Source organism: Actinomadura decatromicini, assembly GCF_008121305.1.
In the GTDB taxonomy this organism is placed as follows: domain Bacteria; phylum Actinomycetota; class Actinomycetes; order Streptosporangiales; family Streptosporangiaceae; genus Spirillospora; species Spirillospora syzygii.
In genome coordinates, this window is sequence record NZ_VSRQ01000001.1 from 875,379 (window position 1) to 894,540 (window position 19,162).

The 19,162-nt window shown below is 71.0% G+C and carries 20 protein-coding genes; 5 read left to right on the plus strand and 15 right to left on the minus strand.

What is annotated here, in order from left to right; translation table 11 throughout:
* Nucleotides 1-22: 22 nt before the first annotated feature.
* From FXF68_RS03305 to FXF68_RS03315, 3 genes are all read right to left on the minus strand, one after another.
* Nucleotides 23-1,606 (minus strand): outer membrane protein assembly factor BamB family protein, encoded by a 1,584-nt coding sequence (locus FXF68_RS03305; protein WP_148757391.1) that lies wholly within the window; start codon nucleotides 1,604-1,606, stop codon nucleotides 23-25.
* 177 nt (nucleotides 1,607-1,783) lie between these two features.
* Entirely contained in the window at nucleotides 1,784-2,257 is a 474-nt protein-coding gene (locus FXF68_RS03310) for a LytR/AlgR family response regulator transcription factor (RefSeq protein ID WP_246178224.1), read from the minus strand.
* Between the two features lie 90 nt (nucleotides 2,258-2,347).
* Entirely contained in the window at nucleotides 2,348-3,991 is a 1,644-nt protein-coding gene (locus FXF68_RS03315) for a carboxylesterase/lipase family protein (protein WP_148757393.1), read from the minus strand.
* A gap of 390 nt (nucleotides 3,992-4,381) precedes the next feature.
* Between FXF68_RS03315 and FXF68_RS03320 the strand changes: the two genes are divergently transcribed.
* Both FXF68_RS03320 and FXF68_RS03325 read left to right on the plus strand, forming a co-directional pair.
* On the plus strand, nucleotides 4,382-5,512 hold the full coding sequence (locus FXF68_RS03320) for an acyl-CoA dehydrogenase family protein (RefSeq protein WP_148757394.1): 1,131 nt from the start codon (nucleotides 4,382-4,384) through the stop codon (nucleotides 5,510-5,512).
* On the plus strand, nucleotides 5,509-6,408 hold the full coding sequence (locus FXF68_RS03325; RefSeq protein ID WP_148757395.1) for an acyl-CoA dehydrogenase family protein: 900 nt from the start codon (nucleotides 5,509-5,511) through the stop codon (nucleotides 6,406-6,408). Before FXF68_RS03320 ends, FXF68_RS03325 begins: the two co-directional genes overlap by 4 nt.
* On the opposite strand, the gene FXF68_RS03330 is transcribed toward FXF68_RS03325, so the two are convergent.
* The 12 genes from FXF68_RS03330 to FXF68_RS44360 form a co-directional block, all read right to left on the minus strand.
* On the minus strand, nucleotides 6,392-7,951 hold the full coding sequence (locus tag FXF68_RS03330; RefSeq protein ID WP_148757396.1) for a FadD3 family acyl-CoA ligase: 1,560 nt from the start codon (nucleotides 7,949-7,951) through the stop codon (nucleotides 6,392-6,394). The genes FXF68_RS03325 and FXF68_RS03330 overlap by 17 nt on opposite strands.
* 102 nt (nucleotides 7,952-8,053) lie before the next feature.
* Nucleotides 8,054-8,683 carry an HNH endonuclease family protein gene (locus FXF68_RS03335; protein ID WP_148757397.1) on the minus strand — a complete coding sequence of 210 codons (630 nt, stop codon included), beginning with the start codon at nucleotides 8,681-8,683 and terminating at the stop codon, nucleotides 8,054-8,056.
* 272 nt (nucleotides 8,684-8,955) lie between these two features.
* Nucleotides 8,956-10,131: a lipid-transfer protein gene (locus FXF68_RS03340; protein ID WP_148757398.1), complete on the minus strand. Its 1,176-nt coding sequence runs from the start codon at nucleotides 10,129-10,131 to the stop codon at nucleotides 8,956-8,958.
* Nucleotides 10,128-10,550 (minus strand): MaoC family dehydratase, encoded by a 423-nt coding sequence (locus FXF68_RS03345; RefSeq protein WP_148757399.1) that lies wholly within the window; start codon nucleotides 10,548-10,550, stop codon nucleotides 10,128-10,130. Before FXF68_RS03345 ends, FXF68_RS03340 begins: the two co-directional genes overlap by 4 nt.
* On the minus strand, nucleotides 10,547-11,614 hold the full coding sequence (locus FXF68_RS03350; RefSeq protein ID WP_148757400.1) for an acyl-CoA dehydrogenase family protein: 1,068 nt from the start codon (nucleotides 11,612-11,614) through the stop codon (nucleotides 10,547-10,549). The genes FXF68_RS03345 and FXF68_RS03350 overlap by 4 nt, the downstream gene beginning before the upstream one ends.
* Entirely contained in the window at nucleotides 11,615-12,553 is a 939-nt protein-coding gene (locus FXF68_RS03355) for a bifunctional MaoC family dehydratase N-terminal/OB-fold nucleic acid binding domain-containing protein (RefSeq protein WP_148757401.1), read from the minus strand.
* Nucleotides 12,550-13,713 (minus strand): acyl-CoA dehydrogenase family protein, encoded by a 1,164-nt coding sequence (locus FXF68_RS03360; protein WP_148757402.1) that lies wholly within the window; start codon nucleotides 13,711-13,713, stop codon nucleotides 12,550-12,552. Before FXF68_RS03360 ends, FXF68_RS03355 begins: the two co-directional genes overlap by 4 nt.
* Before the next feature lie 9 nt (nucleotides 13,714-13,722).
* On the minus strand, nucleotides 13,723-15,378 hold the full coding sequence (casI, locus tag FXF68_RS03365; RefSeq protein ID WP_148757403.1) for a steroid-22-oyl-CoA synthetase: 1,656 nt from the start codon (nucleotides 15,376-15,378) through the stop codon (nucleotides 13,723-13,725).
* Between the two features lie 6 nt (nucleotides 15,379-15,384).
* Nucleotides 15,385-16,566, minus strand: a complete 1,182-nt coding sequence (locus tag FXF68_RS03370; protein ID WP_148757404.1) for an NADH:flavin oxidoreductase — start codon at nucleotides 16,564-16,566, stop codon at nucleotides 15,385-15,387.
* A 74-nt stretch (nucleotides 16,567-16,640) separates the two neighbouring features.
* Nucleotides 16,641-17,009 (minus strand): hypothetical protein, encoded by a 369-nt coding sequence (locus FXF68_RS03375; protein ID WP_187437692.1) that lies wholly within the window; start codon nucleotides 17,007-17,009, stop codon nucleotides 16,641-16,643.
* A gap of 13 nt (nucleotides 17,010-17,022) precedes the next feature.
* Entirely contained in the window at nucleotides 17,023-17,388 is a 366-nt protein-coding gene (locus FXF68_RS03380) for an ATP-binding protein (RefSeq protein ID WP_148757406.1), read from the minus strand.
* A 41-nt stretch (nucleotides 17,389-17,429) separates the two neighbouring features.
* Complete coding sequence (locus tag FXF68_RS44360; RefSeq protein ID WP_281292118.1) at nucleotides 17,430-17,561, minus strand: hypothetical protein; 132 nt, start codon at nucleotides 17,559-17,561, stop codon at nucleotides 17,430-17,432.
* Between the two features lie 318 nt (nucleotides 17,562-17,879).
* Here FXF68_RS44360 and FXF68_RS03385 point away from each other — a divergent pair, with 318 nt between their 5' ends.
* Genes FXF68_RS03385 through FXF68_RS03395 form a run of 3 tightly spaced genes read left to right on the plus strand, consistent with a single transcriptional unit; the run spans nucleotide 17,880 to nucleotide 19,144 of the window.
* Complete coding sequence (locus tag FXF68_RS03385; RefSeq protein WP_281292149.1) at nucleotides 17,880-18,716, plus strand: helix-turn-helix domain-containing protein; 837 nt, start codon at nucleotides 17,880-17,882, stop codon at nucleotides 18,714-18,716.
* An 18-nt stretch (nucleotides 18,717-18,734) separates the two neighbouring features.
* Entirely contained in the window at nucleotides 18,735-18,938 is a 204-nt protein-coding gene (locus tag FXF68_RS03390; RefSeq protein WP_148757408.1) for a DUF397 domain-containing protein, read from the plus strand.
* A gap of 23 nt (nucleotides 18,939-18,961) precedes the next feature.
* Nucleotides 18,962-19,144: a DUF397 domain-containing protein gene (locus tag FXF68_RS03395; RefSeq protein ID WP_148757409.1), complete on the plus strand. Its 183-nt coding sequence runs from the start codon at nucleotides 18,962-18,964 to the stop codon at nucleotides 19,142-19,144.
* Nucleotides 19,145-19,162: the final 18 nt, after the last annotated feature.

A 19,162-nucleotide genomic window follows, 5' to 3' on the forward strand; every position in this document is an offset into this window, starting at 1 on the left:
CCGCGCGTTCTTCAGGGCACGATCACTGGCCGAAGGCCAGCAGGACGTAGCCCTTGTCATTCGGGTAGTTCACGAACATCTCGCCGGTCAGGACGTAGACCATCCCGTCGGCGATGACCGCGCCGCCGCCGCCGGAGAGGGCGCCGCCCCGTCCGGTGCCGCCGTTGACGGTCGGGAAGTCCGCGATCGTGTCGAACGCCCACAGCACCTTGCCGGTCTCGGCCGAGTAGGCGCGGAACTTGCCGTCCCCGCTGCCCTCCCAGACGATGCCGGGCGTGCTCGACACCGCGGGCGGGTGGGCGAGCCTGCACACGTTCGGGTACTGGGCCGCGCCGCCGGTGGTGCAGCCGTCCGACGGGTTCGGCGTGCTCCAGATGATGTGGCCGTTGACGGGGTCGATCGCGTACAGCGTGCCGGGGTTGCCCATGTAGGTCGCGACGTAGAGGCGCTGGCCGTCGAAGCTCGTCCCCCACTGGATGCCGCTCAGCCCGCCGCCGGGCTGCGGGGTGGAGAGCTGGCGCTGCCACACGATGTCGCCGGTGGCGGCGTCGAGGACGTGGTAGACGCCGACCTTCTGGCCGATGCCGACGAGCCGCTTGCCGCCCGCGGTGAACACGTTCGGGGCCGCGCCGAGGTCGAAGTCGAGCGCGGTGCCGTCCTTCAGGTTCGGGCAGTACTTCTGGTCCTCGGGGTTCTGGCTGTTGCACTCCCGGCGCCAGGTGTCGACGTCGGTCATCTTGCGCGTCCAGCGCTCCTTGCCCGTCGCGGTGTCGAGCGCGAGGACGGAGTCGAAGTGGCCGCCGCTGCCGGTGTAGTTCTGGCCCGTGCCGACGTAGATGGTCTTGGTCTCAGGGTCGATCGACGGGGTGCTCCACACGCCCGCGCCGGACGGCTCGTAGCGGGGCTGGCCGTTCGGCCAGGTGCCGTTCTGCTTCGGCTCGGGGACGGTGTAGTAGCGCCAGTCGAGCTTGCCGGTGTTGACGTCCATCGCGTCGAGGTGGCCGCGGAACGTGCAGCAGGCGTGGTCCTTGCCGAGGATGTTCTCGCCGCTGGACACGCCGACGTAGACCCGGCCCTCGTAGACGATCGGGGAGCTGGTCGTGTTGGCGCTGACGGTGGTGTCGACACGCTGCGACCAGGCGAGCTTGCCGGTCGCCTGGTCCACGGCGAAGAAGTAGCCGCGGGTGTCGCCGAAGAACACCTTGCCGCCCGCGACGGCGGCGCCGTCGCGGACCTGCGCCTGGCCGGTGCCGACGGTGCCGACGTTGAACTGCCACTTGACCTTGCCGGTCTTGGCGTCGGCCGCCCGGTAGATCCCGTCCGGGCCGCCGAAGTAGATCGTGTCGCCGACGACGGCGGGCTGGCTGTGCGGGGCGCCGGCCTGCTTCGGGAAGCCGAAGGCCCACTTGAGCTTCAGGTTGCCGACGTTCTCCGGCGTGATGGCGCGTTCGGCCGGGTTGTAGCGGGTGCCGTTGGTGTCCTTCTGCCAGGACGGCCAGTCCGCGGCGCGCGGGCGCCCGGACGCGGCCGGCCCGGAGGCGACGGCTCCGCTCACGACCAGGCACGCGGCGGCGACCAGCGCCGCCGCACGTCTCGTGAGACGCATGTCTCGATTTCCCTTCGGGAGCTGGACGCCTCGGGCCCGAGGCGATCGTGGGCCCGAGGCTGGCGGGGGTGCGAGGCTCCGGCGCGCCGGAGCCTCCGATCATCCGGACCCTCTGGGGCCAGGAGCTTGGCGGCCCACGGGCCGACGGCCCGGGGCGAGGGGTTTACTGGCGGGGTTTCAGGGGCTGGGCAGGGCCCGGGCGCCGCGGGGATCGCGCGCTCCCCGCGGTGCCCGGGTGTTGCGGGATGCCCCAGGCAGCACGCCCCGGACCAGCCGGTCCCGGAGCGCGCCCGTGTTGCGCCGGCTCACGGTCAACCGCGCGCCGCCGACCCGGAGCGTGCACCGCCCCGACTCGACGACCATCTCGTCGACGTGCGCGAGCGAGACCAGGTGCGACCGGTGGATGCGGACGAAGCCCGCGTCCCCCCATGCCTCCTCAAGGGCCGCGAGGGAGACCCGGACGAGGTGGCTGCCCGCCTGCGTGTACAGGCGCGCGTAGTCGCCCTGCGCCTCGGCGTACCGGACGTCCGACCGCCGGACGAACCGGACCGCGCGCCCCAGCCCGACGGGAATCAGCTCGTCGGCGCCGTCGTCCCTGCGGTCCCCGCCTTCCCCGGACCGCACGACGACCACGATCACTGTGGCTCCCATGGGTTCATGGAATCCGCGCGACCGAGGACGATCAAGGGGCGCATGCGACATCTGGCACGTACGGCACACGTTGCGGCATCCCACAACAACTCACTTCTTGAACGCGACGTACTTCGACCAGAAGTCGCAGTGGTGCTGCTGCGAGATCTCCCGCGTCAGCTCGCTGTCACCGGCCGAGACCAGCGAAAGCACCGCGTTGTCGGACGTGGTGAACGGCGTCCAGGCGGGCGTGCCGGGCACCTCGGGCGTCCCGGTGCGGGCGAAGCCCGTCCACTGGGAGACGACCTGCGCGGCGAGCGCGGCCTGGTTGGGGGTCAGTGCGGCCTGGTTGGGCAGCGGGCTGAGGAACGCGCTCTCGCTGATGTGGTACGCGCCGTTCGGCTTCGTCTTGTCCAGGAAGAACATCGGCGGCGCGTCGGCGTTGTCGTTCTGCCAGGCGTACACCTTGATCTTCTTGGCCATCCGCTGGTCGATGACCAGCGCGGGGCAGACGGAGTTGGAGTCGGCCACGATCGTCCGGTAGGCGATGAACCCGGTGGGGTCCGGGAACCGCTCGATCGGGTAGAGCTTCATGACCTGGTCCGCGATCGGCCCGTACTGCTGCTGGACGTTCGTCTTGTACTGCTCTGGCGTGGTGGCGGCCGGGAGCTGCGTCTCGTCGCGGTTCACCCCGTGCATCATCACGATGTCGTTGATGTTGCCGTCGGCGAACGCCTGGCCGGGCGACTGCGGGAGGACCTCGCCGTCCACGACCGGGCCCTGGGTGCCGACGTTGGCGCCGACGCCCCCGCCGGCCTGCTGGAGGAGCTTCTCCACCGGGACGGCCCGCAGGCACGCCGCCGCGTCGGCGACGTTCCCGCAGCCCACGGCGGCGGCGAAGCGGTCACCGGCCGCCTGCGCCTCGGCCTCGGTCGGCAGCTTGGCGGCGCAGTCCTGCGGCTGCCACTGGACGTCGTTGCCGAGCCGCGAGTTGTACTCGCCGCTCTGCGGGATGCCCTTCTGGAAGAGCCCCTTCGAACCCGGCGAGACGGCGTTGGCGCACACGCTCGACCCGCCCGCGGACGCACCGAAGATTGTCACGTTCTTCGGGTCGCCGCCGAACTTCGCGATGTTGGTCTGGACCCAGCGCAGCGCGGCCTGCTGGTCGCGGAACGCGTAGTTGCCCGCGTGCTCGCCGAAGCCCTTGTGCGTGAGGAAGCCCATCACGTTGAGCCGGTAGCGGACGCCGACGTGGATGACCGGCCCGGCCTTGACCAGGGTCTTGCCGTCGGACGGCCCGCCGAACCTGAAGCCGCCGCCGTGCAGCTCGACCATCACCGGCAGCGGGCCGGTGGCGTTCTGCGGCGCCGTGATGTTGACCTTCAGGCAGTCCTCGTTGGTCGACTGGTTGCCGAGCCCCTGCGGCTGCGCGCAGGGCTGGCCCTGCTCGGTGGCCTGGATCGGGGTCGTCCAGGCCGCGTGCGGCTGCGGCGCGGCCCAGCGGAGGTTGGCGAGGGGCGGCGCGGCGTACGGGACGCCGAGCCACGTCTTGACGCCGTCGGCGATGGTGCCGCAGACGGGGCCCTTGTCCGTGGTGACGGTCGTGCCGTCCGTACACGCCGCGATCTTGGCGGCGCCTCCTCCGTCGTCGGCCATGGCGGCGGGGATCGCGGGAGTGAGCGCGACCACCGCCGCGCTGACCGCCGGAAGCAGCCATCTCCGCGTTCTGCCCGGTGCTTTGCCCGGTGTCTTCATGCCTGTTTCCTTCACCGTCGGGAGCGGTTCGACGGGCGTCCGACATGCGCGCGGTCCTCGTGCCGACCTCGGCGTCGGCGGTCCCGTCGGCTGATCACCTCTCATCCTCGGTCGGGTGAGGACGGGCCTTGCCCCGGTGAGGCGGGCCGGATGAGAAGTGTTGACTCAGCGGCAGGACGATAAGTCCGCTCTCGGCGGGTTTGACAGATTCCGTCGGGCGGAGCGCGGCGGGCGGCGGCGTCCACTCGCCAAGCGGTCCCAAGGGGCGGTCCCCGGACGGCGCGGGCCCGGCGTCGCCGCGGCCCGTCCCGGAAGTCGGGAGGGGGGCTCGCGCGACCGGCCGCCGGGCGTTTACTCTACCAAACAATTGTTAGAAAGAAGGGGGGCGAGATGGACCTGGAGTTCGGAGCGGCGGACGAGGAGTTCCGCGCCGACGTGCGGGCCTGGCTGCGCGGACACGTCCCGGCCGAGCCGCTGCCGTCGCTGGAGACGGCGGCGGGCTTCGCCGCGCACCGCGAGTGGGAGCGGACGCTCGGCGCGGCCCGGCTCGGCGTCGTGTCGTGGCCGGCGGAGTACGGCGGGCGCGGCGCGTCCGCGCTGCGCTGGCTGATCTTCGAGGAGGAGTACTACGCGGCGGGCGCGCCGGGCCGGGTCAGCGCGAACGGCATCAACCTGCTGGCGCCGACGCTGCTCAAGCACGGCACGGCCGACCAGCTCGCGCGGGTGCTGCCGCCGATGGCGGCGGGCGAGGTGATCTGGGCGCAGGCGTGGTCGGAGCCCGGCGCGGGCAGCGACCTGGCCGGGCTGCGCGCCACCGCCACCCGGACGGGCGGCGGCTGGCTCCTCGACGGGCAGAAGACGTGGAGCTCGCGTGCCGCGTTCGCCGACCGCGGGTTCGGGCTGTTCCGCTCCGAGCCGGAGGCGGAGCGGCACCGCGGGCTCACCTACCTGATGTTCCCGCTGGACGCGGACGGCGTGACGGTCCGCCCCATCGGACGCCTGGACGGCAAGCCCGCGTTCGCCGAGCTGTTCCTCGACGGGGTGTTCGTCCCGGACGAGGACGTGATCGGCGACCCCGGCGACGGCTGGCGCGTCGCGATGGCCACGGCGGGCAACGAGCGCGGCCTCACCCTGCGCTCCCCCGGCCGCTTCACGGCGGCGGCGGAGCGGCTCGTCGCGCTGTGGAAGGAGCGGGCCGACCCGTCCGACACGGCGCTGCGCGACCGGGTCGCGGACGCCTGGATCAGGTCCCGCGCGTACCGGCTGAAGGGCTTCGAGACGATCTCCCGGGACGACGACATCGGCTCCGAGTCCAGCCTGAACAAGGTCTTCTGGTCGGAGCTGGACGTCGCGCTCCACGAGACGGCCCTCGACCTCCTCGGCCCGGACGGCGAGCTGGAGTCGGACTGGCTGGAGAACTACGTCTTCTCCCTCGCCGGACCGATCTACGCGGGCACCAACGAGATCCAGCGCAACGTGATCGCCGAACGCCTGCTCAGCCTTCCGAGGGGTTCACGATGAAGTTCGTTCTGTCGGATGAGCAGGCCATGTTCGGCGCGACGCTGCGGAAGCTGCTCGCGGAGGCGGGGACGCCGAAGGCGATCCGCGCGTGGGCGGCCGGGGACGCGGCCCCAGGCCGCGCCCTGTGGTCGGCGGTCGCGGAGGCCGGGGTGTTCGCGCTGGCCGTCCCGGAGGAGTTCGGCGGGGCCGGGCCGCTGCCGGTCGAGCTGGTCGTCGCGATGGAGGAGCTGGGGCGGGCCGCCGCGCCCGGCCCGTACGTGGAGACGCTCGCGGCGGCGGAGCTGCTGGGCGAGTCGCCGTGGCTGCGGCGGATCGCGGAGGGCGCGGCGGTCGTGTCGCTCGCCGTCCCGCACGCGCTGGACGCCGACGCCGCCGACCTCGTCCTCACCCTCGACGGCGTCGAGCGCGCGGCCGGGGAGCGGGCCGCGTCGCTGGACCCGGCGCGGCGGCTGTTCCGCGTCCCCGAGGGCGGCGGGTTCACCGATTTCGGGGCCCTGCTGTGCGCGGCGCAGCAGATCGGGCTCGGCCGCGCGCTGCTGGACGTGTCCGTCGAGTACGCGAAGACGCGGCGGCAGTTCGGGCGTCAGATCGGCGAGTACCAGGCGGTCAAGCACCATTTGGCGAGCGCGCTGGTCGAGCTGGAGTTCGCCCGCCCGCTGGTCTACGGGGCGGCGCTGTCGTACGGGACGCCGGACTTCGCGCGCGACGTCTCCGCCGCCAAGGTCGCCGCGTCGGAGGCGTCCTACGGGACGGCCAAGACCGCCCTCCAGGTGCACGGCGCGATCGGCTACACCGACGAGTACGACCCGTCGCTGTGGATCCGGAAGGCGCGCGCCCTGTACGCGGCGTGGGGCTCGGTGTCCGAGCACCGGGCGCGCGTCATGGCCGCCTTGTGACGAGGTCCTTCAGCTCGACGCGGCGGATCTTGCCGGACGCGGTCTTCGGGAGGTCGTCCACGAAGACGACCTCCCGGGGGACCTTGAAGTTCGCGAGCCGCTCCCGGCAGTGGGCGACGAGGTCGTCCGCCGTGGCGGCGCGGCCGGGGCGGAGCCGCACGTAGGCGCGCCCCACCTCGCCGAGCCGGGCGTCCGGGACGCCGACAACGCCCGACTCGGCGACGGCGTCGTGCCGGGCGAGGACGTCCTCGACCTCCGCCGGGTACACGTTGAACCCGCCGACGACGAACATCTCCTTCGTCCGTCCGGTGATGGCGAGGTTGCCGCGCTCGTCCAGGCGGCCCCGGTCGCCGGTGTCGAGCCAGCCGTCCTGGATCGCGGCGGCCGTCGCGTCCGGGTCGCCCAGGTAGCCCTTCATCACGTTGTAGCCGCGGACGAGGACCCGTCCGTCCGTCCCCGCCGGGAGCCGCCCGCCCGCCTCGTCGACGATCGCGACCTCCACGTCGGCGATGGGCCTGCCGCAGGTGGTGGCGATGGTCTCGGCGTCGTCGTCCACCGAGCAGGCGGACACCGTCCCGGTCGCCTCGGTCAGCCCGTACGCGGTCACGACCAGCGGGAACAGCTCGGCCCTCAGCCGCCGGACGAGCGCGACCGGCACGTCGGCGGCGCCCGTCACGGCGAGCCGCAGCGAGGACAGGTCGCGGCCGTCCCGGCCGGGCGCGTCGATCAGCGACGTGTAGATCGTCGGCGGCCCCGGCAGGACGGTGATCCGCTCCCGCTCGATCAGCTCCAGCGTCTCGGGGACGTCGAACGTCCGCTGGAGCACCATCGTCGCGCCCATCAGCAGGCACGCCAGCACGCCCGCCTTGTAGCCGAACGAGTGGAACAGCGGATTGACGATGAGGTACCGGTCGCCCGGCCGGACGCCCGTCCGTCCCGACCACGCCAGGAACGTGCGGACGTTCTGCTCGTGCGTGCACATCACGCCCTTGGGACGTCCCGTCGTCCCGGACGTGAACAGGATGTCGGCGATGTCATCGGGCTCGACCGCCGCCTCGCCGGGCGGCGCGGCCTTGGCGATGAAGTCGTCCCAGGCGGTGACGCCCGGCCGCGCGGGGCCGTTGAAGGTGACGATCGTTCGCAGCGCGGGCAGTCCGGGGACGTCGCCGGAGGCGTCGAGCCCGAGCATGCCCGGATAGTCGATGCCGAGGAACCCGTCCTCGACGAAGAGGATCCGCACCTCGGCCTTGGTGAGCGGCCAGCGGGCCTCGTCCCCCTTGAAGCGCGTGTTCAGCGGGACGAGCGTCGCGCCCGCGTGCAGCGCGCCGAGCACGGCGACGATCCAGCGCAGGCTGTTCGGCGCCCAGATGGCGATGCGGTCGCCCGACCGGATCCCGGCGGCGGCGAACGCGCCCGCCGCCTCCCGCACCCGCTCCCGAAGCTCGGCGTAGGTGACGCGGACGTCCCCGTCCACGACGGCCTCCACGTCCGGGAACGCCTCGGCCGCCCGCGCCAGCACACCCGGAATCGTCAGCTCGTCCATAACTTTCCATGATGACCACCACCCCGGCCCGCGAGCATCGCGCAGTCCCGCTCACCGATACCCCGGGCCGCGGGCGGCCGGACGCCGCCCGCGGCGCGGTCGTCAGCAGGTGCCGAGCATCGTGGTCAGGGAGTTCTTCTCGGCGCTGTCGACGGTGAGGCCGTAGTACCACTTGACCTGGATCCAGGCGCGGGCGTACGTGCAGCGGAAGGCGGTGCGCGACGGCTGCCACTCGGCCGGGTCCTTGTCGCCCTTGGCCTGGTTGACGTTGTCGGTCACGGCCCACAGCTCCGGGCCGCCGAGGTCGTTGGCGTAGGACTGGCGGCGGGCCGTCGTCCAGGACCAGGCGCCGGACGCCCACGCCTCCGAGAGCGGGACCATGTGGTCGATGTCGAGGTCGGACGCCTGCGTCCAGGTGGCGCCGTCGTAGGGCGAGTACCAGGAGCCGGACGTCGCGGCGCACGAGGAGTCGGTGACGACGTTCGTCCCGTCCCGCTTGAGGACCGTCTCGCGGGTGTTGCACGTGCCGGAGATGGTGATCCAGTGGGGGAAGAGGCTGCGGTCGTAGGTGTCGCCGTGGGACTCGGCGGCGACGGTCAGCTCGGCCAGCCGGGACGCGGCCGTGGCGGCGGACGGGATGTTCGGCGGGGTCGCGGACGCCGGTGTCCCGAGGACGCCGAGCAGCACCGCGCCGAGGACGGCGAGCAGCGGGAACAGGACCATTCGTCGCATGGGGTGCCCTCCTGCGGCCGTTCCCGGCCAGGGCCGGAGGCTCCTGAGGGGGGCGGGAACGGCGGCACTAGGACCGTGACATTTACGGTAAGTGTCTTAAATGTCACGCTTTGCCCAAGGCGCGGGGCGGGTTGGGCGGAAGCTGCCCTTGGCTCCTCGCGGCCGGGTGGCTGACCTGCGACGACGGCTGCCAGAAGGGGTGCCGGGAGGCGGTACGCGGGACCGTCGCGGCGGTGAAAACCTGGCTAACGCGCCCTTTCCGCGTCGGCTCGCTAGGCGTCGGCGCCGAGGATGAGGCCGCTCGTCGGGACGCCCGTCCCGGCGGTGACCAGGACGTTGTGCACGTCGCCCGGCTGGTTCGGCGACGTGCCGCGGACGAGCCGGACGCCCTCCGCGATCCCGTTCATCCCGTGGATGTACGCCTCGCCGAGCTGCCCGCCGTGGGTGTTGAACGGGAGCCGTCCGCCGATTTCGAGGTTGCCGTCCGCGATGAAGTCCTTGGCCTCGCCCTTGGCGCAGAAGCCCAGCTCTTCGAGCTGCGGCAGGACGAGCGGCGTGAAGTGGTCGTACAGGATCGCGGCCTGGACGTCGGCCGGGGTGAGCCGCGACTGCGCGTAGAGCTGCCGTCCGACGAGGCCCATCTCGGGGATGCCGGTGATCTCGGAGCGGTAGTAGCTCGTCATCATGTGCTGGTCGTTGCCGGACCCCTGCGCCGCCCCCCAGACCAGCGCGGGACGGTGCGGGAGGTCGCGGGCCCGCTCGGCGGACACGACGACGACGGCCTGCCCGCCGTCGCTCTCCTGGCAGCAGTCGAGGAGGCGGAGCGGCTCGGCGATCCAGCGGGACGCCTGGTGGTCCTCAAGCGTGATCGGGCGCCCGTGGAACCAGGCGGCCGGGTTGGCGGCGGCGTGGCGGCGGTCGACGACGGCGACGCGGCCGAAGTCCTCGCTGGTCGCGCCGTACTCGTGCATGTAGCGGCGGGCGAACATGGCGACCCACTGCGCGGGCGTCGCGAGACCGAACGGCGTCATCCACGAGTAGGCGGCGCGGTCCGCCCCGGCGCCCAGCGGACGGTCCGCCTGCCCCAGCCCGTACCGTTCGCCGGACCGCTCGTTGAACGCGCGGTAGCAGACGACCACGTCCGCGACGCCCGTCGCGACGGCCATCGCCGCCTGCTGGACGGTCGCGCACGCCGCTCCCCCGCCGTGCCCGATCCGGGAGAAGAACTTCACCTCGCCGATGCCCAGGTTGCGGGCGATGTGGATCTCCGAGCTGGTGTCGGCGGTGAAGGTGACCATGCCGTCCACGTCGGACGGCTGGAGCCCCGCGTCGGTGACGGCGGCGAGCACCGCCTCGCAGGCCAGCCGCAGTTCGCTGCGTCCGGAGTCCTTGGAGAACTCGGTCGCGCCGATGCCCGCGATCGCGGCGGCGCCCGGCAGCACGCTCATGCCCCGTCCTCTCCTACCAGTCGGACGACGACCGTGCCGGTGACGTGCGGGCCGATCGCGTTGACGCCGCGCACGGCGATCTCGACGCGGCGGTCCTCGGCGTGCTTGGCCGAGACCGATCCGGTCAGGACCATCGTGTCGCCGGGATAGTTCGGCGCGCCGAGCCTGATCCTGATCGCCGTGACGACGGCGGCGGGCCCCGCCCAGCCGGTCACATACCGGTCGACCAGCCCGTTCGTGGTCAGGATGTTCATGAAGACGTCCTTGGAGCCGCGCTCGACGGCGAGCGACGGGTCGTGGTGGACGTCCTGGTAGTCGCGGCTCGCGATGGCGGTCGCGACGATCAGCGTCCGGGTCAGCGGGATGTTCAGCGGGGGCAGCTCGTCGCCCACGGCGATGTCCTCGAAGCGGCGGCTCACAGGGCCGCCCCGAGCAGGGCCAGGTCGGCGGACGCGCCGCCGAGCGTCCCGGAGAGCTGCTTGCCCCACAGGAAGTGCCGGTGCACGGGGTAGTCGACGTCCACGCCGATGCCGCCGTGCAGGTGCTGGACGCGGTGGACGACGTTCAGCCCGCCCTCGTCCGACCACCACTTGGCGACGAGCACGGCCGTCTCGGCGTCCTCCCCGGCGGCGATCAGCGAGACGGCGTGCCACAGGCAGACGCGGAGCGCGTCGATCTCGATGTAGCAGTCGGCCAACTGGTGCTGGACGGCCTGGAACGCGGCGAGCGGGCGTCCGAACTGCTCCCGCCCGGCGAGGTGGGCGGCGGCCAGGCTCAGCGCGCCCTCGGCGACGCCGACCTGGGCGGCGGCGACCGCGACGCGCGCCAGCCTTAGCGCGGTGCCGAGCGCATCGGGGCCGAGGGGTTGGGCGGGGGCTGCGCTCAGGGTGAGGTGACCGGCGCTGTCGTGGGTGGTGGTCTCGGCGCGCTCCCAGGACGTGCCGGGCGCGGTCGCGTCGAGGAGGTAGAGGCCGGGGCCGTCCTGGGAGCGGGCCGAGACCAGCACGTGGCTCGCACCGTACGGCGTCGGGACGACCGCCTTCGTGCCGGTCAGAGCCCAGCCGTCGCCACCTGGTGCGGCGATGCAGCGCGGCTCGCCCGGGGTGAACTCTTCGAGCGCGAGGGTCGCGCGGTGCGAGCCGTCCGCGAACGCGGGCAGGAGTTCGCGCTGCTGAGGCGTGCCGTGCCCGGCGACGGTGAGCGCGGCGACGACGGCCGGCCACACCGGGACGGGCGCGACCGCGCGGCCCTGCTCCTCCAGCAGGACGGCGAGCCCGCCGACGCCGAGCCCCGCACCGCCCGCGTTTTCGGGGAGGGCGACGCCGAGCAGGCCCGCGTCGGCGAGCGCGGCCCAGAGCGTCTCGTCGAATCCGGTGTCCGATCGTTCCGCGGCCCTGATCCGTTCCTGCGTGGCGTGGTCGGTGAATATCCGCCGGGCGAGGTCCCGGACGGCCTCCAATTCCTCGCCAAGGGTGAAGTCCATTTAGCTGCCCTTCTTCTCGGCGGGACGGAACGCGGGCAGGGAAAGGTCGGGGTCCGGGTCGATCCAGTCGAGGACGACCGGCATTCCGATTTCGACGTCGGCGGGTTCGACGCCCGTGAGGTTGGCGATCAGTCGCGTCCCTTCCGCCAGCTCGATCACCGCGACGACCAGCGGGTAGTCGAATGCCGGGTGGCGCGGGTGGTGGTTGACGACGTAGGTGTAGACGTGTCCTTCGCCGGTCGACTCGACCGTGTCCCAGTCGAAGGAGCCGCATTGCGGGCAGCATGGGCCGGGCGGATGCCGCAGCGATTTGCATTCGACGCACCGCTGGATGACGAGGCGGTGCTCGCGGGCCGCGTCGAACCAGAATTCGTTGTCATGGTTGATCGCCGGTCGTGGGCGCAGGGGCTTCTTCGGCGGCTTTTCGGCGGGACGGAAGCGGAGTATCCGCCACAGTTGAGTCGCGACGACCTCGCCGTTCGCGTCCCGGTAGGTCTTCCGGGTGCTGATGAAGCGCCCGGGGCCGAGTGCGGTCTTCTTCTCCGGCGAGATCGACTCGACGGTCTCCTCCACGCTGACGCGGTCGCCCGGCACCAGTTCGCGGTGGAACTCGAACTCCGAATCGGTCGCGACGACGGACGTGTATCCGCCTTCGGCGAGCAGTTCGGTCAATTCATCGGCGGGCGAGCGGTCGGAGGACGGCCGGACGGACGCGGCGTAGCCGCGCATCGTCCACGCCTGCATCATCGACGCGGGCGCCACGATCCCATCGCGGCCCGTCGCCTCTGCGGCTTCCTCGTCCAAGTAGACGGGATTGTCGTCCTCCATTGCCTCGACCCAATGGCGGATCATCGGGACGTTCACCGCGTCCTGGCCGAAGCGGGGCGCCATCAGCTCGCGTCCCGTCCACGCTTGGAGGCGGGCCTCGTAGTCGGTCATGAGCGCCTCGACCTCGGCAGGCCCAGCCCTTGGACGGCGACCATGTCGCGCAGCACCTCGTTGACGCCGCCGCCGAACGTGTTCACGATTCCCTGTCTGGAGAGTTGCTCGATCTGCCCGTGCAGGACGGCGCCGGGCGACTCGGGGCGGATGCGTCCGGCCGCGCCGAGGATGCCGGTCAGCGTGCGCTGGACGTCGATGTGCGTCTCCGTCCCGTACGCCTTGGCGGCTCCGGCCTGCGCGCCGGTCAGCGTGCCCGCCTCCACGGCCATGGTCATCTTCCAGTTCATGAGCCGCATCGCCTCCAGCCGGGCGTGCGTGCGGGCCAGGTCGGCGCGCACCCAGGGCAGGTCGAGGACGCCGTTCTCGCGCGCCCAGTCGCGGACGTCCTCCCACAGCCGCACCATCCGGCCGCCGAGCGCGGCGAGGCCGATGCGCTCGTGGTTGAGCTGGGTGGTGATCAACGTCCAGCCGCCGTCGACGTCGCCGACCATGGCCGACGCGGGCACTTCGACGCCGTTGTAGTAGGTGGCCGTGACGACCATTCCGCCGACGGTCTGGATCGGGCTCCACGAGAAGCCGTCCGCGTCGGTCGGCACGATCAGGATGGAAATACCCTTGTGTTTGGGGGCGTCCGGGTTGGTCCGGGCGGCGAGCCAAATGTGGTCGGCGGTGTTCGCGCCGCTGGTGAACACCTTGCTGCCGTCGATGACGAAATGGTCGCCGTCGAGGACGGCCTTCGTGCGTAGGGACGCGAGATCGGTGCCCGCGTCGGGCTCGGTGTAGCCGATGGCGAAGACGATGTCGCCGGAGAGAATGCCGGGCAGATATGCGCGCTTCTGTTCGTCCGTTCCGTAGCGCATCAGCGTCGGACCGACCGTGTTCACGGTGACGAACGGGAACGGCAGCCCGGCCCGCTGCACCTCGTCGAAGAACACGAACTGCTCGGAGATCGACTTCCCCTGCCCGCCGTACTCCTCCGGCCAGCCGTAACCGAGCCAGCCGTCGTTGCCGAGCATCTTGACGATCTCGCGGAACCGGTCGCCGCCGACGCCCTGCTCCCCGGCGCGGCGGCGCACGTCAGCGGGCAGCAGGTTCGCGAAATAGGCCCTCAGCTCCGCGCGCAGTTCCCGGTGCGCCGCCGTCTCACGCAGATCCATACCAACCCCTCATGGAAGGAAGCGCTGACGTCCGGCGGCGGCGAACTCCGCGCGGAGCGCCTCCTTGTCGGCCTCGGTCATCAGCGCATATTCGGGCGCGCCCCGTCCGGCCCAGCGGTAGACGGGATCGGCGGTGCGCCAGCCGTCGAGCTGCATCTCCTTCTTTCTGAGCTTTCCGGAGCCGGTCGTCGGCAGCGCGTGCGAGACGCGGACGAAACGCGGTGCCCCCTTGGTGCCGAGATCGTCCTGAGCGGCGAGGAAGGCGGGGAAGTCGAGATCCTCGAAATCGACGCCGTCGGGGATTTCGATGGCCGCCATGACCTGGTCGCCGGAGCGCGGGTCGGGGACGCCGAACGCCACCGCGTCCACGACCTTCGGATGCCGCCGGACGACGTTCTGGGTGAGCAGCGCGGAGATGTTCTCCGAGTCGACCCGGATCCAGTCGCCGGACCGTCCGCCGAAATAGAGGAAGCCGTCGCCGTCGACGTAGCCGAGGTCGCCCGTCCAGTACCAGCCGTGCCGGACGCGCTCGGCGTCCGCCTCCGGGTTCTTGTAATAGCCCTCGAAGCGGTCGGCGCCGTCGATGTCGACGATTTCGCCGATGGCGGCTTCGGCGTTGGTGACGCGGCCGTGCTCGTCGAGGATGGCGGGGGCACAGATTTCGCGGGTCTCAGGGTTGACGATCCGGACGCCGTCGCGGGCCGGTCTCCCGAACGCGGTCGGCGGGGTGCCCGGCACCCGCTTGATCATCCCCGCGCTCTCGCTGGAGCCGTAGCCCTCCAGGAGTTCCGCGCCGAAGCGGCGGCGGAATTCGGCCTTGTCTTCCGGGGACGCTTCCGTGCCGAACCCGTGCGTGAGCGTGTTGTCGTTGTCGTCCGGCTGTTCCGGCGTGGCGAGAACGTAGCCGATGGCCTTGCCGACGTAGGTGAAGAACGTCGCGCCGTAATAGCGCACGTCAGGGAGGAATCCGGATGCGGAGAACTTCTCCGTCAGCACCACGGCCGCACCGACCGCGAGCGACGGCGCCCAGAGCGCCATCAGCGCGTTGCCGTGGAAGAGGGGCATCGGGCAGTAGCTGATGTCGTCGCGCTTGACGTCGTATTTGGCGGCGTTGTTGCGCCCCAACTCGGCGAGCCTGCCCTGCGAACAGCGCGCAGCCTTTGACGAGCCTGTCGTCCCGGACGTGAACAGCAGAAGCAGCTGCGTCTTGGGAGTAATCGAGGGGTCGTGCTCGGGCTCGCACACATGCGCCTCGACCTTGGCTCGATAACCGTCGTCATCGACGAGCAGGAAACGGTCGCGCGGGACGCCGATGTCGAGCCCGTCCAGCAGTTCGACCCCGGCGCGATCGGTGACGAGCACTTGGAGGTCGGTATGTCTGACCTCCTGCTCCAGATAGGAGCCGGTCCGGGTGGGGTTGATCCCGACGATCGTCGCGCCGCTCAGCGCCGCCGCGCCGAGCCACAGCACGTACTCGGGGACGTTGTCCAGCAGCACGCCGATGTGGAACGGTCCTTCCCGGCGCAGCGCGCGAGCCAGCCCGGCGCGGGTCGCGCTCTCCCGGACGACTTCGTCCCAGGTCCACGTCCGGTCCCGGCTGCGCAGGCCGGGACGGTCGTCTCCCAGCCTGGCCAGCAGCATCGCGGCGATCGTCTCGTCCCGCATGCGCGCTCAGCCCGGCTGCTCGACGAGGACGCAGCGCGTCCCGGTGTAGATCGTCGGCATGCACCTGTTGCAGTGGATGCAGAGCGACGTCGTGTCCGGCTTGTCCTTGATGCGGTTGATCAGGTCGGGCTCGCGCAGCAGCGCCCGCCCCATCGCGACGAACTGGAAGCCCTCCGCCATCGCCGTGTCCATGCCCGCCTTGTCGGTAACGCCGCCCAGCAGGATCAGCGGCATCTTCACCGCGGCGCGGATCCGCCGGGCGTCCTTGAGGAGGTAGAGGTCCTCGTAGGGGTACTCGTGCAGGAACCAGCGGCCGACCAGCCGCATGCCGAGCCGCACCGGCTGCGGCATGGCGGCGGCGAACTCGCGGAGCGGCGCGTCCCCCTTGAACAGGTACATCGGGTTGAGCAGCGAGCTGCCCGCGGTGAGTTCGAGGGCGTCGAGGGAGCCGTCCGCCTCCAGCCAGCGCGCGACCCGGGTCGCCTCGTCCAGCCCGAAGCCGCGGCGGACGCCGTCGTCCATGTTGAGCTTGGCGGTGATCGCGATGCGGTCGCCCACGGCGTCCCGGACGGCGCGCGCGATCTCCCTGGAGAAGCGGGCCCGGTTCTCCAGCGAGCCGCCGTACCCGTCCTTCCGGCGGTTGATCCGCGGGCTGAGGAACGAGCTGGCCAGGTAGTTGTGGCCCAAGTGGATCTCGACGGCGTCGAATCCGGCCTCGATCGCCATCCGCCCCGCGTGCGCGTGCCCCTGGACGACCCGGTCGATGTCGGCTTGCGTCGCCGCCTTGGTGAAGCCGGTGCTGGCGGCCGCGTAGAAGCGGCTGGGCGCGAGCGCGGGCAGGCGGTTGCTCCTCGACCCGGCGACCGGCCCCGCGTGCCCGATCTGCGCGGCGACGGCGGCGCCCTCGGCGTGCACGGCCTCGGTCAGCTTCCGCAGGCCGGGGAGGGCGTCGTCCGTCCAGAGGAGTTGCTTGCGCTCGGTGCGGCCGTCCGGCGCGACCGCGCAGTACGCCACGGTCGTCATGCCGACGCCCCCGGCCGCGTGCCGCACATGGAACTCGATCAACTCATCGGTGACCAGGCTGTTCTTGCTGAGCCCCTCGTACGTGGCCGCCTTGATCACGCGGTTCCGCAAGGTGACGGGCCCCAGTTTCGCGGGAGCGAGCACGTCGGGTATCGGGTCGTCCATGAGTCCTCCGTCCGGCCCACGACGTTAATCAGCGGGACGGCGGACGGCTCCGGAGATCCCGCTGACCGGGAGCGCTACCAGTCCCGGCGCGGGAACATGCGGTCCCTCAGGATGAGGTCCAGTGCCTTGGCCGCGGCCTCGACGTCCCCGCACGGCGAGACGAACCCCGCGCGCCCGTTCCCCGCCTCGAAGTACGCCCACGCCTCACCCGGCACCGCCCGGACGGTGACCACGGCCCCGACATCATCGGCCGCCCCACGCGCGTACACCCACAGCAACGGAACGGGAAACCGAAACTCCCGCTTCTCGTACAGCCCGACGCACCGCCACCCTTTCGGCACGAGCGCGACCCGCAGCAGCTCCAACCGCCTGACCGCTTCGTCGTGACCCAGGTGCGTCCGCAGTTCCAGGACGAGCCGCCACCGCGCGACCGCCTGACACACACCCCGCGCCACCTCACACACCCTTTCGCTCGACCCGGGCCCACACCCATTTCCCGTACGGCAGGGCCCGAAAGGCCCCGCACCCGGACGCCAGAGCCGCCACGAGCGGCAGCCCCCGCCCGCCGAGTCCGTCGTCGTCATCCCTGCGCACCGGCATGACGTCCGACGAGTCCCAGATCCCCAACCAGACGCCGCGCGCCTCCCGCGTGAGGCGCGCGCGGATCTCGCGCTCAGGCGTGTGCAGGACGGCGTTCGTCACCAGCTCACTGGCGATCAGCTTCACGTCATCGCGCAGCGCCGCGAGGCCCCAGGCGTCCAGCCGCAACTCCACCAGCATCCGCACCTGCGCGGGAGCCGTCCGCGCCGCGAGAAACCGCACGTCCAAGCACCCTGTCGCGACGTTCGCGGACGGGCACTCCATCACGACCACCGGAAGAGTTGCCGCAGCACCATGACGACCCGGTCCGCCGTGGCGGCCTCATGCCCGACGTCCCCGAGCACGTGCCCCCGCGTCCCGCCCCACCGGAACCACGTCCCGTCACAAGCGATCACGCGCTCCCCGTGAACCCCGAGCGAGGCGACCAACGTCCCCTCACACGACTCCACCCGAATCCCCCGCCGCCGAAGCTCCCCCGCCAACACCACCAGCGGCCCACCCTCGCAATCCGCCATGGATCCAGCTCCTTCCCAGTCGGCCCGAGGCCCTGGCCGGTGCGCCATCACCGCCCCAAGGCCGCTCGTTTCCCTGCGCCACGTGGTCACTCGGTGGCATTCTGTGTCCGCACAGCATGCACCCGATTGCAGCGCTCGTGCAATATGCTCGGCGAGAACAATTTGCACAGAGAGGTGATCATGGCAGGATCTCCGACCATGCGGCGGCGACGTCTGGCAGCGGAACTGCGACGGATCCGGACAGATGCAGGGATGTCGATAACGGAGGTGGTCGCGCAACTCGGCTGGCAGGGATCGAAGCTCTCCCGCATCGAGAACCGGCAGATCGGGATCAGCACCGCTGACGTGCGAAAGCTCCTCGACCTCTATGGCGTGAACGATCCTCGGCAGGTAGACCGCCTGGCGGAGATGGCACGTAGGGCGAAGGAGCGCGGATGGTGGGAGTCGTACGCCGCGACCTTGCCGACCGAGACCCGGACCATGATCGGCATAGAGACAGAAGCCTCGTTGATCTGCACCTACGAGCAGGCCCTTATCCCTGGCCTGCTGCAGACTCCCGACTATGCGAACGCCGTGATAAGCGCGGCACGTCCCACCGATTCACGGGAGGTCATCAACGAGCGCGTGGAGGTGCGGCTTGCCCGCCAGGCCCTACTGGAAGAGAACACCGCACCGCAACTCTGGGTCGTGATCAACGAAGGAGCTGCCCGGCAGATGGTTGGAAGCCGCGAGATCATGGCGTCTCAACTGAGGAGCCTGGCCGAGGCGCACAACAAGCGCAACGTTGTGGTCCAGATTCTTCCATTCACCGCCGGAGAGCACCCAGCCATGGTCGGGTCCTTCTCAGTCTTCACCTTCCCTGCCGAGGAGGATGCGGGTGCGGTCTACATCGAGACGATGAACAGCGCTTTGATCCTGGAGCAGCCGCACGATCTGCAGACTTACGGTGACGCCTTCAACCGCATCCGCGCAGCAGCGTTGTCCCCCAGGGACAGTCGGGACCTCCTCAGCTCGCTTACGGCAGATACGCTCTGACCGTAGAAGGGAGCACATATGCGGCCACGTCCAACTAAATCGATTTGGCGGACAAGCAGCCATAGCGGAGGAACTGGTAACTGTGTCGAGGTGGCAAGCCTCATAGCAGGCATCGGCGTGCGCGACAGCAAGGCACCCGGCACCGGTCACCTCTCGTTCAGCGCCAAGGCATGGGCCGCATTCGTGGCCAAGATACGAGACGGTCACCTCGACCTATCGTGAACCACGACTCAGGAGCGCGAGCCATGCCCTGCACGGACCTCTCCCACGTCATCGAGCGAAAGAGCACACGGTCCAACTCTGCGCCACGAGAGTGCGTGGAGGTCGCGGGGCTTTCCCACGCCGTCGCCGTGCGGGACAGCATAGACCCCATAGGCCCCATGCTGATGTTTCGCGCGCCGCATTGCGCACGTTCACGGACGCTGTGAGGCACGAGGAGTGCGCGT

Coding starts and splice junctions, on each gene's coding strand:
- FXF68_RS03315 (WP_148757393.1), bottom strand. CDS start 3,991: ATGAAGACACCGGGCAAAGCACCGGGCAGAACGCGGAGATGGCTGCTT.
- FXF68_RS03320 (WP_148757394.1), top strand. CDS start 4,382: ATGGACCTGGAGTTCGGAGCGGCGGACGAGGAGTTCCGCGCCGACGTG.
- casI (WP_148757403.1), bottom strand. CDS start 15,378: ATGCGGGACGAGACGATCGCCGCGATGCTGCTGGCCAGGCTGGGAGAC.
- FXF68_RS03355 (WP_148757401.1), bottom strand. CDS start 12,553: ATGACCGACTACGAGGCCCGCCTCCAAGCGTGGACGGGACGCGAGCTG.
- FXF68_RS03390 (WP_148757408.1), top strand. CDS start 18,735: ATGCGGCCACGTCCAACTAAATCGATTTGGCGGACAAGCAGCCATAGC.
- FXF68_RS03335 (WP_148757397.1), bottom strand. CDS start 8,683: ATGCGACGAATGGTCCTGTTCCCGCTGCTCGCCGTCCTCGGCGCGGTG.
- FXF68_RS03360 (WP_148757402.1), bottom strand. CDS start 13,713: ATGGATCTGCGTGAGACGGCGGCGCACCGGGAACTGCGCGCGGAGCTG.
- FXF68_RS03305 (WP_148757391.1), bottom strand. CDS start 1,606: ATGCGTCTCACGAGACGTGCGGCGGCGCTGGTCGCCGCCGCGTGCCTG.
- FXF68_RS03325 (WP_148757395.1), top strand. CDS start 5,509: ATGAAGTTCGTTCTGTCGGATGAGCAGGCCATGTTCGGCGCGACGCTG.
- FXF68_RS03350 (WP_148757400.1), bottom strand. CDS start 11,614: ATGGACTTCACCCTTGGCGAGGAATTGGAGGCCGTCCGGGACCTCGCC.
- FXF68_RS03340 (WP_148757398.1), bottom strand. CDS start 10,131: ATGAGCGTGCTGCCGGGCGCCGCCGCGATCGCGGGCATCGGCGCGACC.
- FXF68_RS03370 (WP_148757404.1), bottom strand. CDS start 16,566: ATGGACGACCCGATACCCGACGTGCTCGCTCCCGCGAAACTGGGGCCC.
- FXF68_RS03395 (WP_148757409.1), top strand. CDS start 18,962: ATGCCCTGCACGGACCTCTCCCACGTCATCGAGCGAAAGAGCACACGG.
- FXF68_RS03330 (WP_148757396.1), bottom strand. CDS start 7,951: ATGGACGAGCTGACGATTCCGGGTGTGCTGGCGCGGGCGGCCGAGGCG.
- FXF68_RS03385 (WP_281292149.1), top strand. CDS start 17,880: ATGCGGCGGCGACGTCTGGCAGCGGAACTGCGACGGATCCGGACAGAT.
- FXF68_RS03310 (WP_246178224.1), bottom strand. CDS start 2,257: ATGGGAGCCACAGTGATCGTGGTCGTCGTGCGGTCCGGGGAAGGCGGG.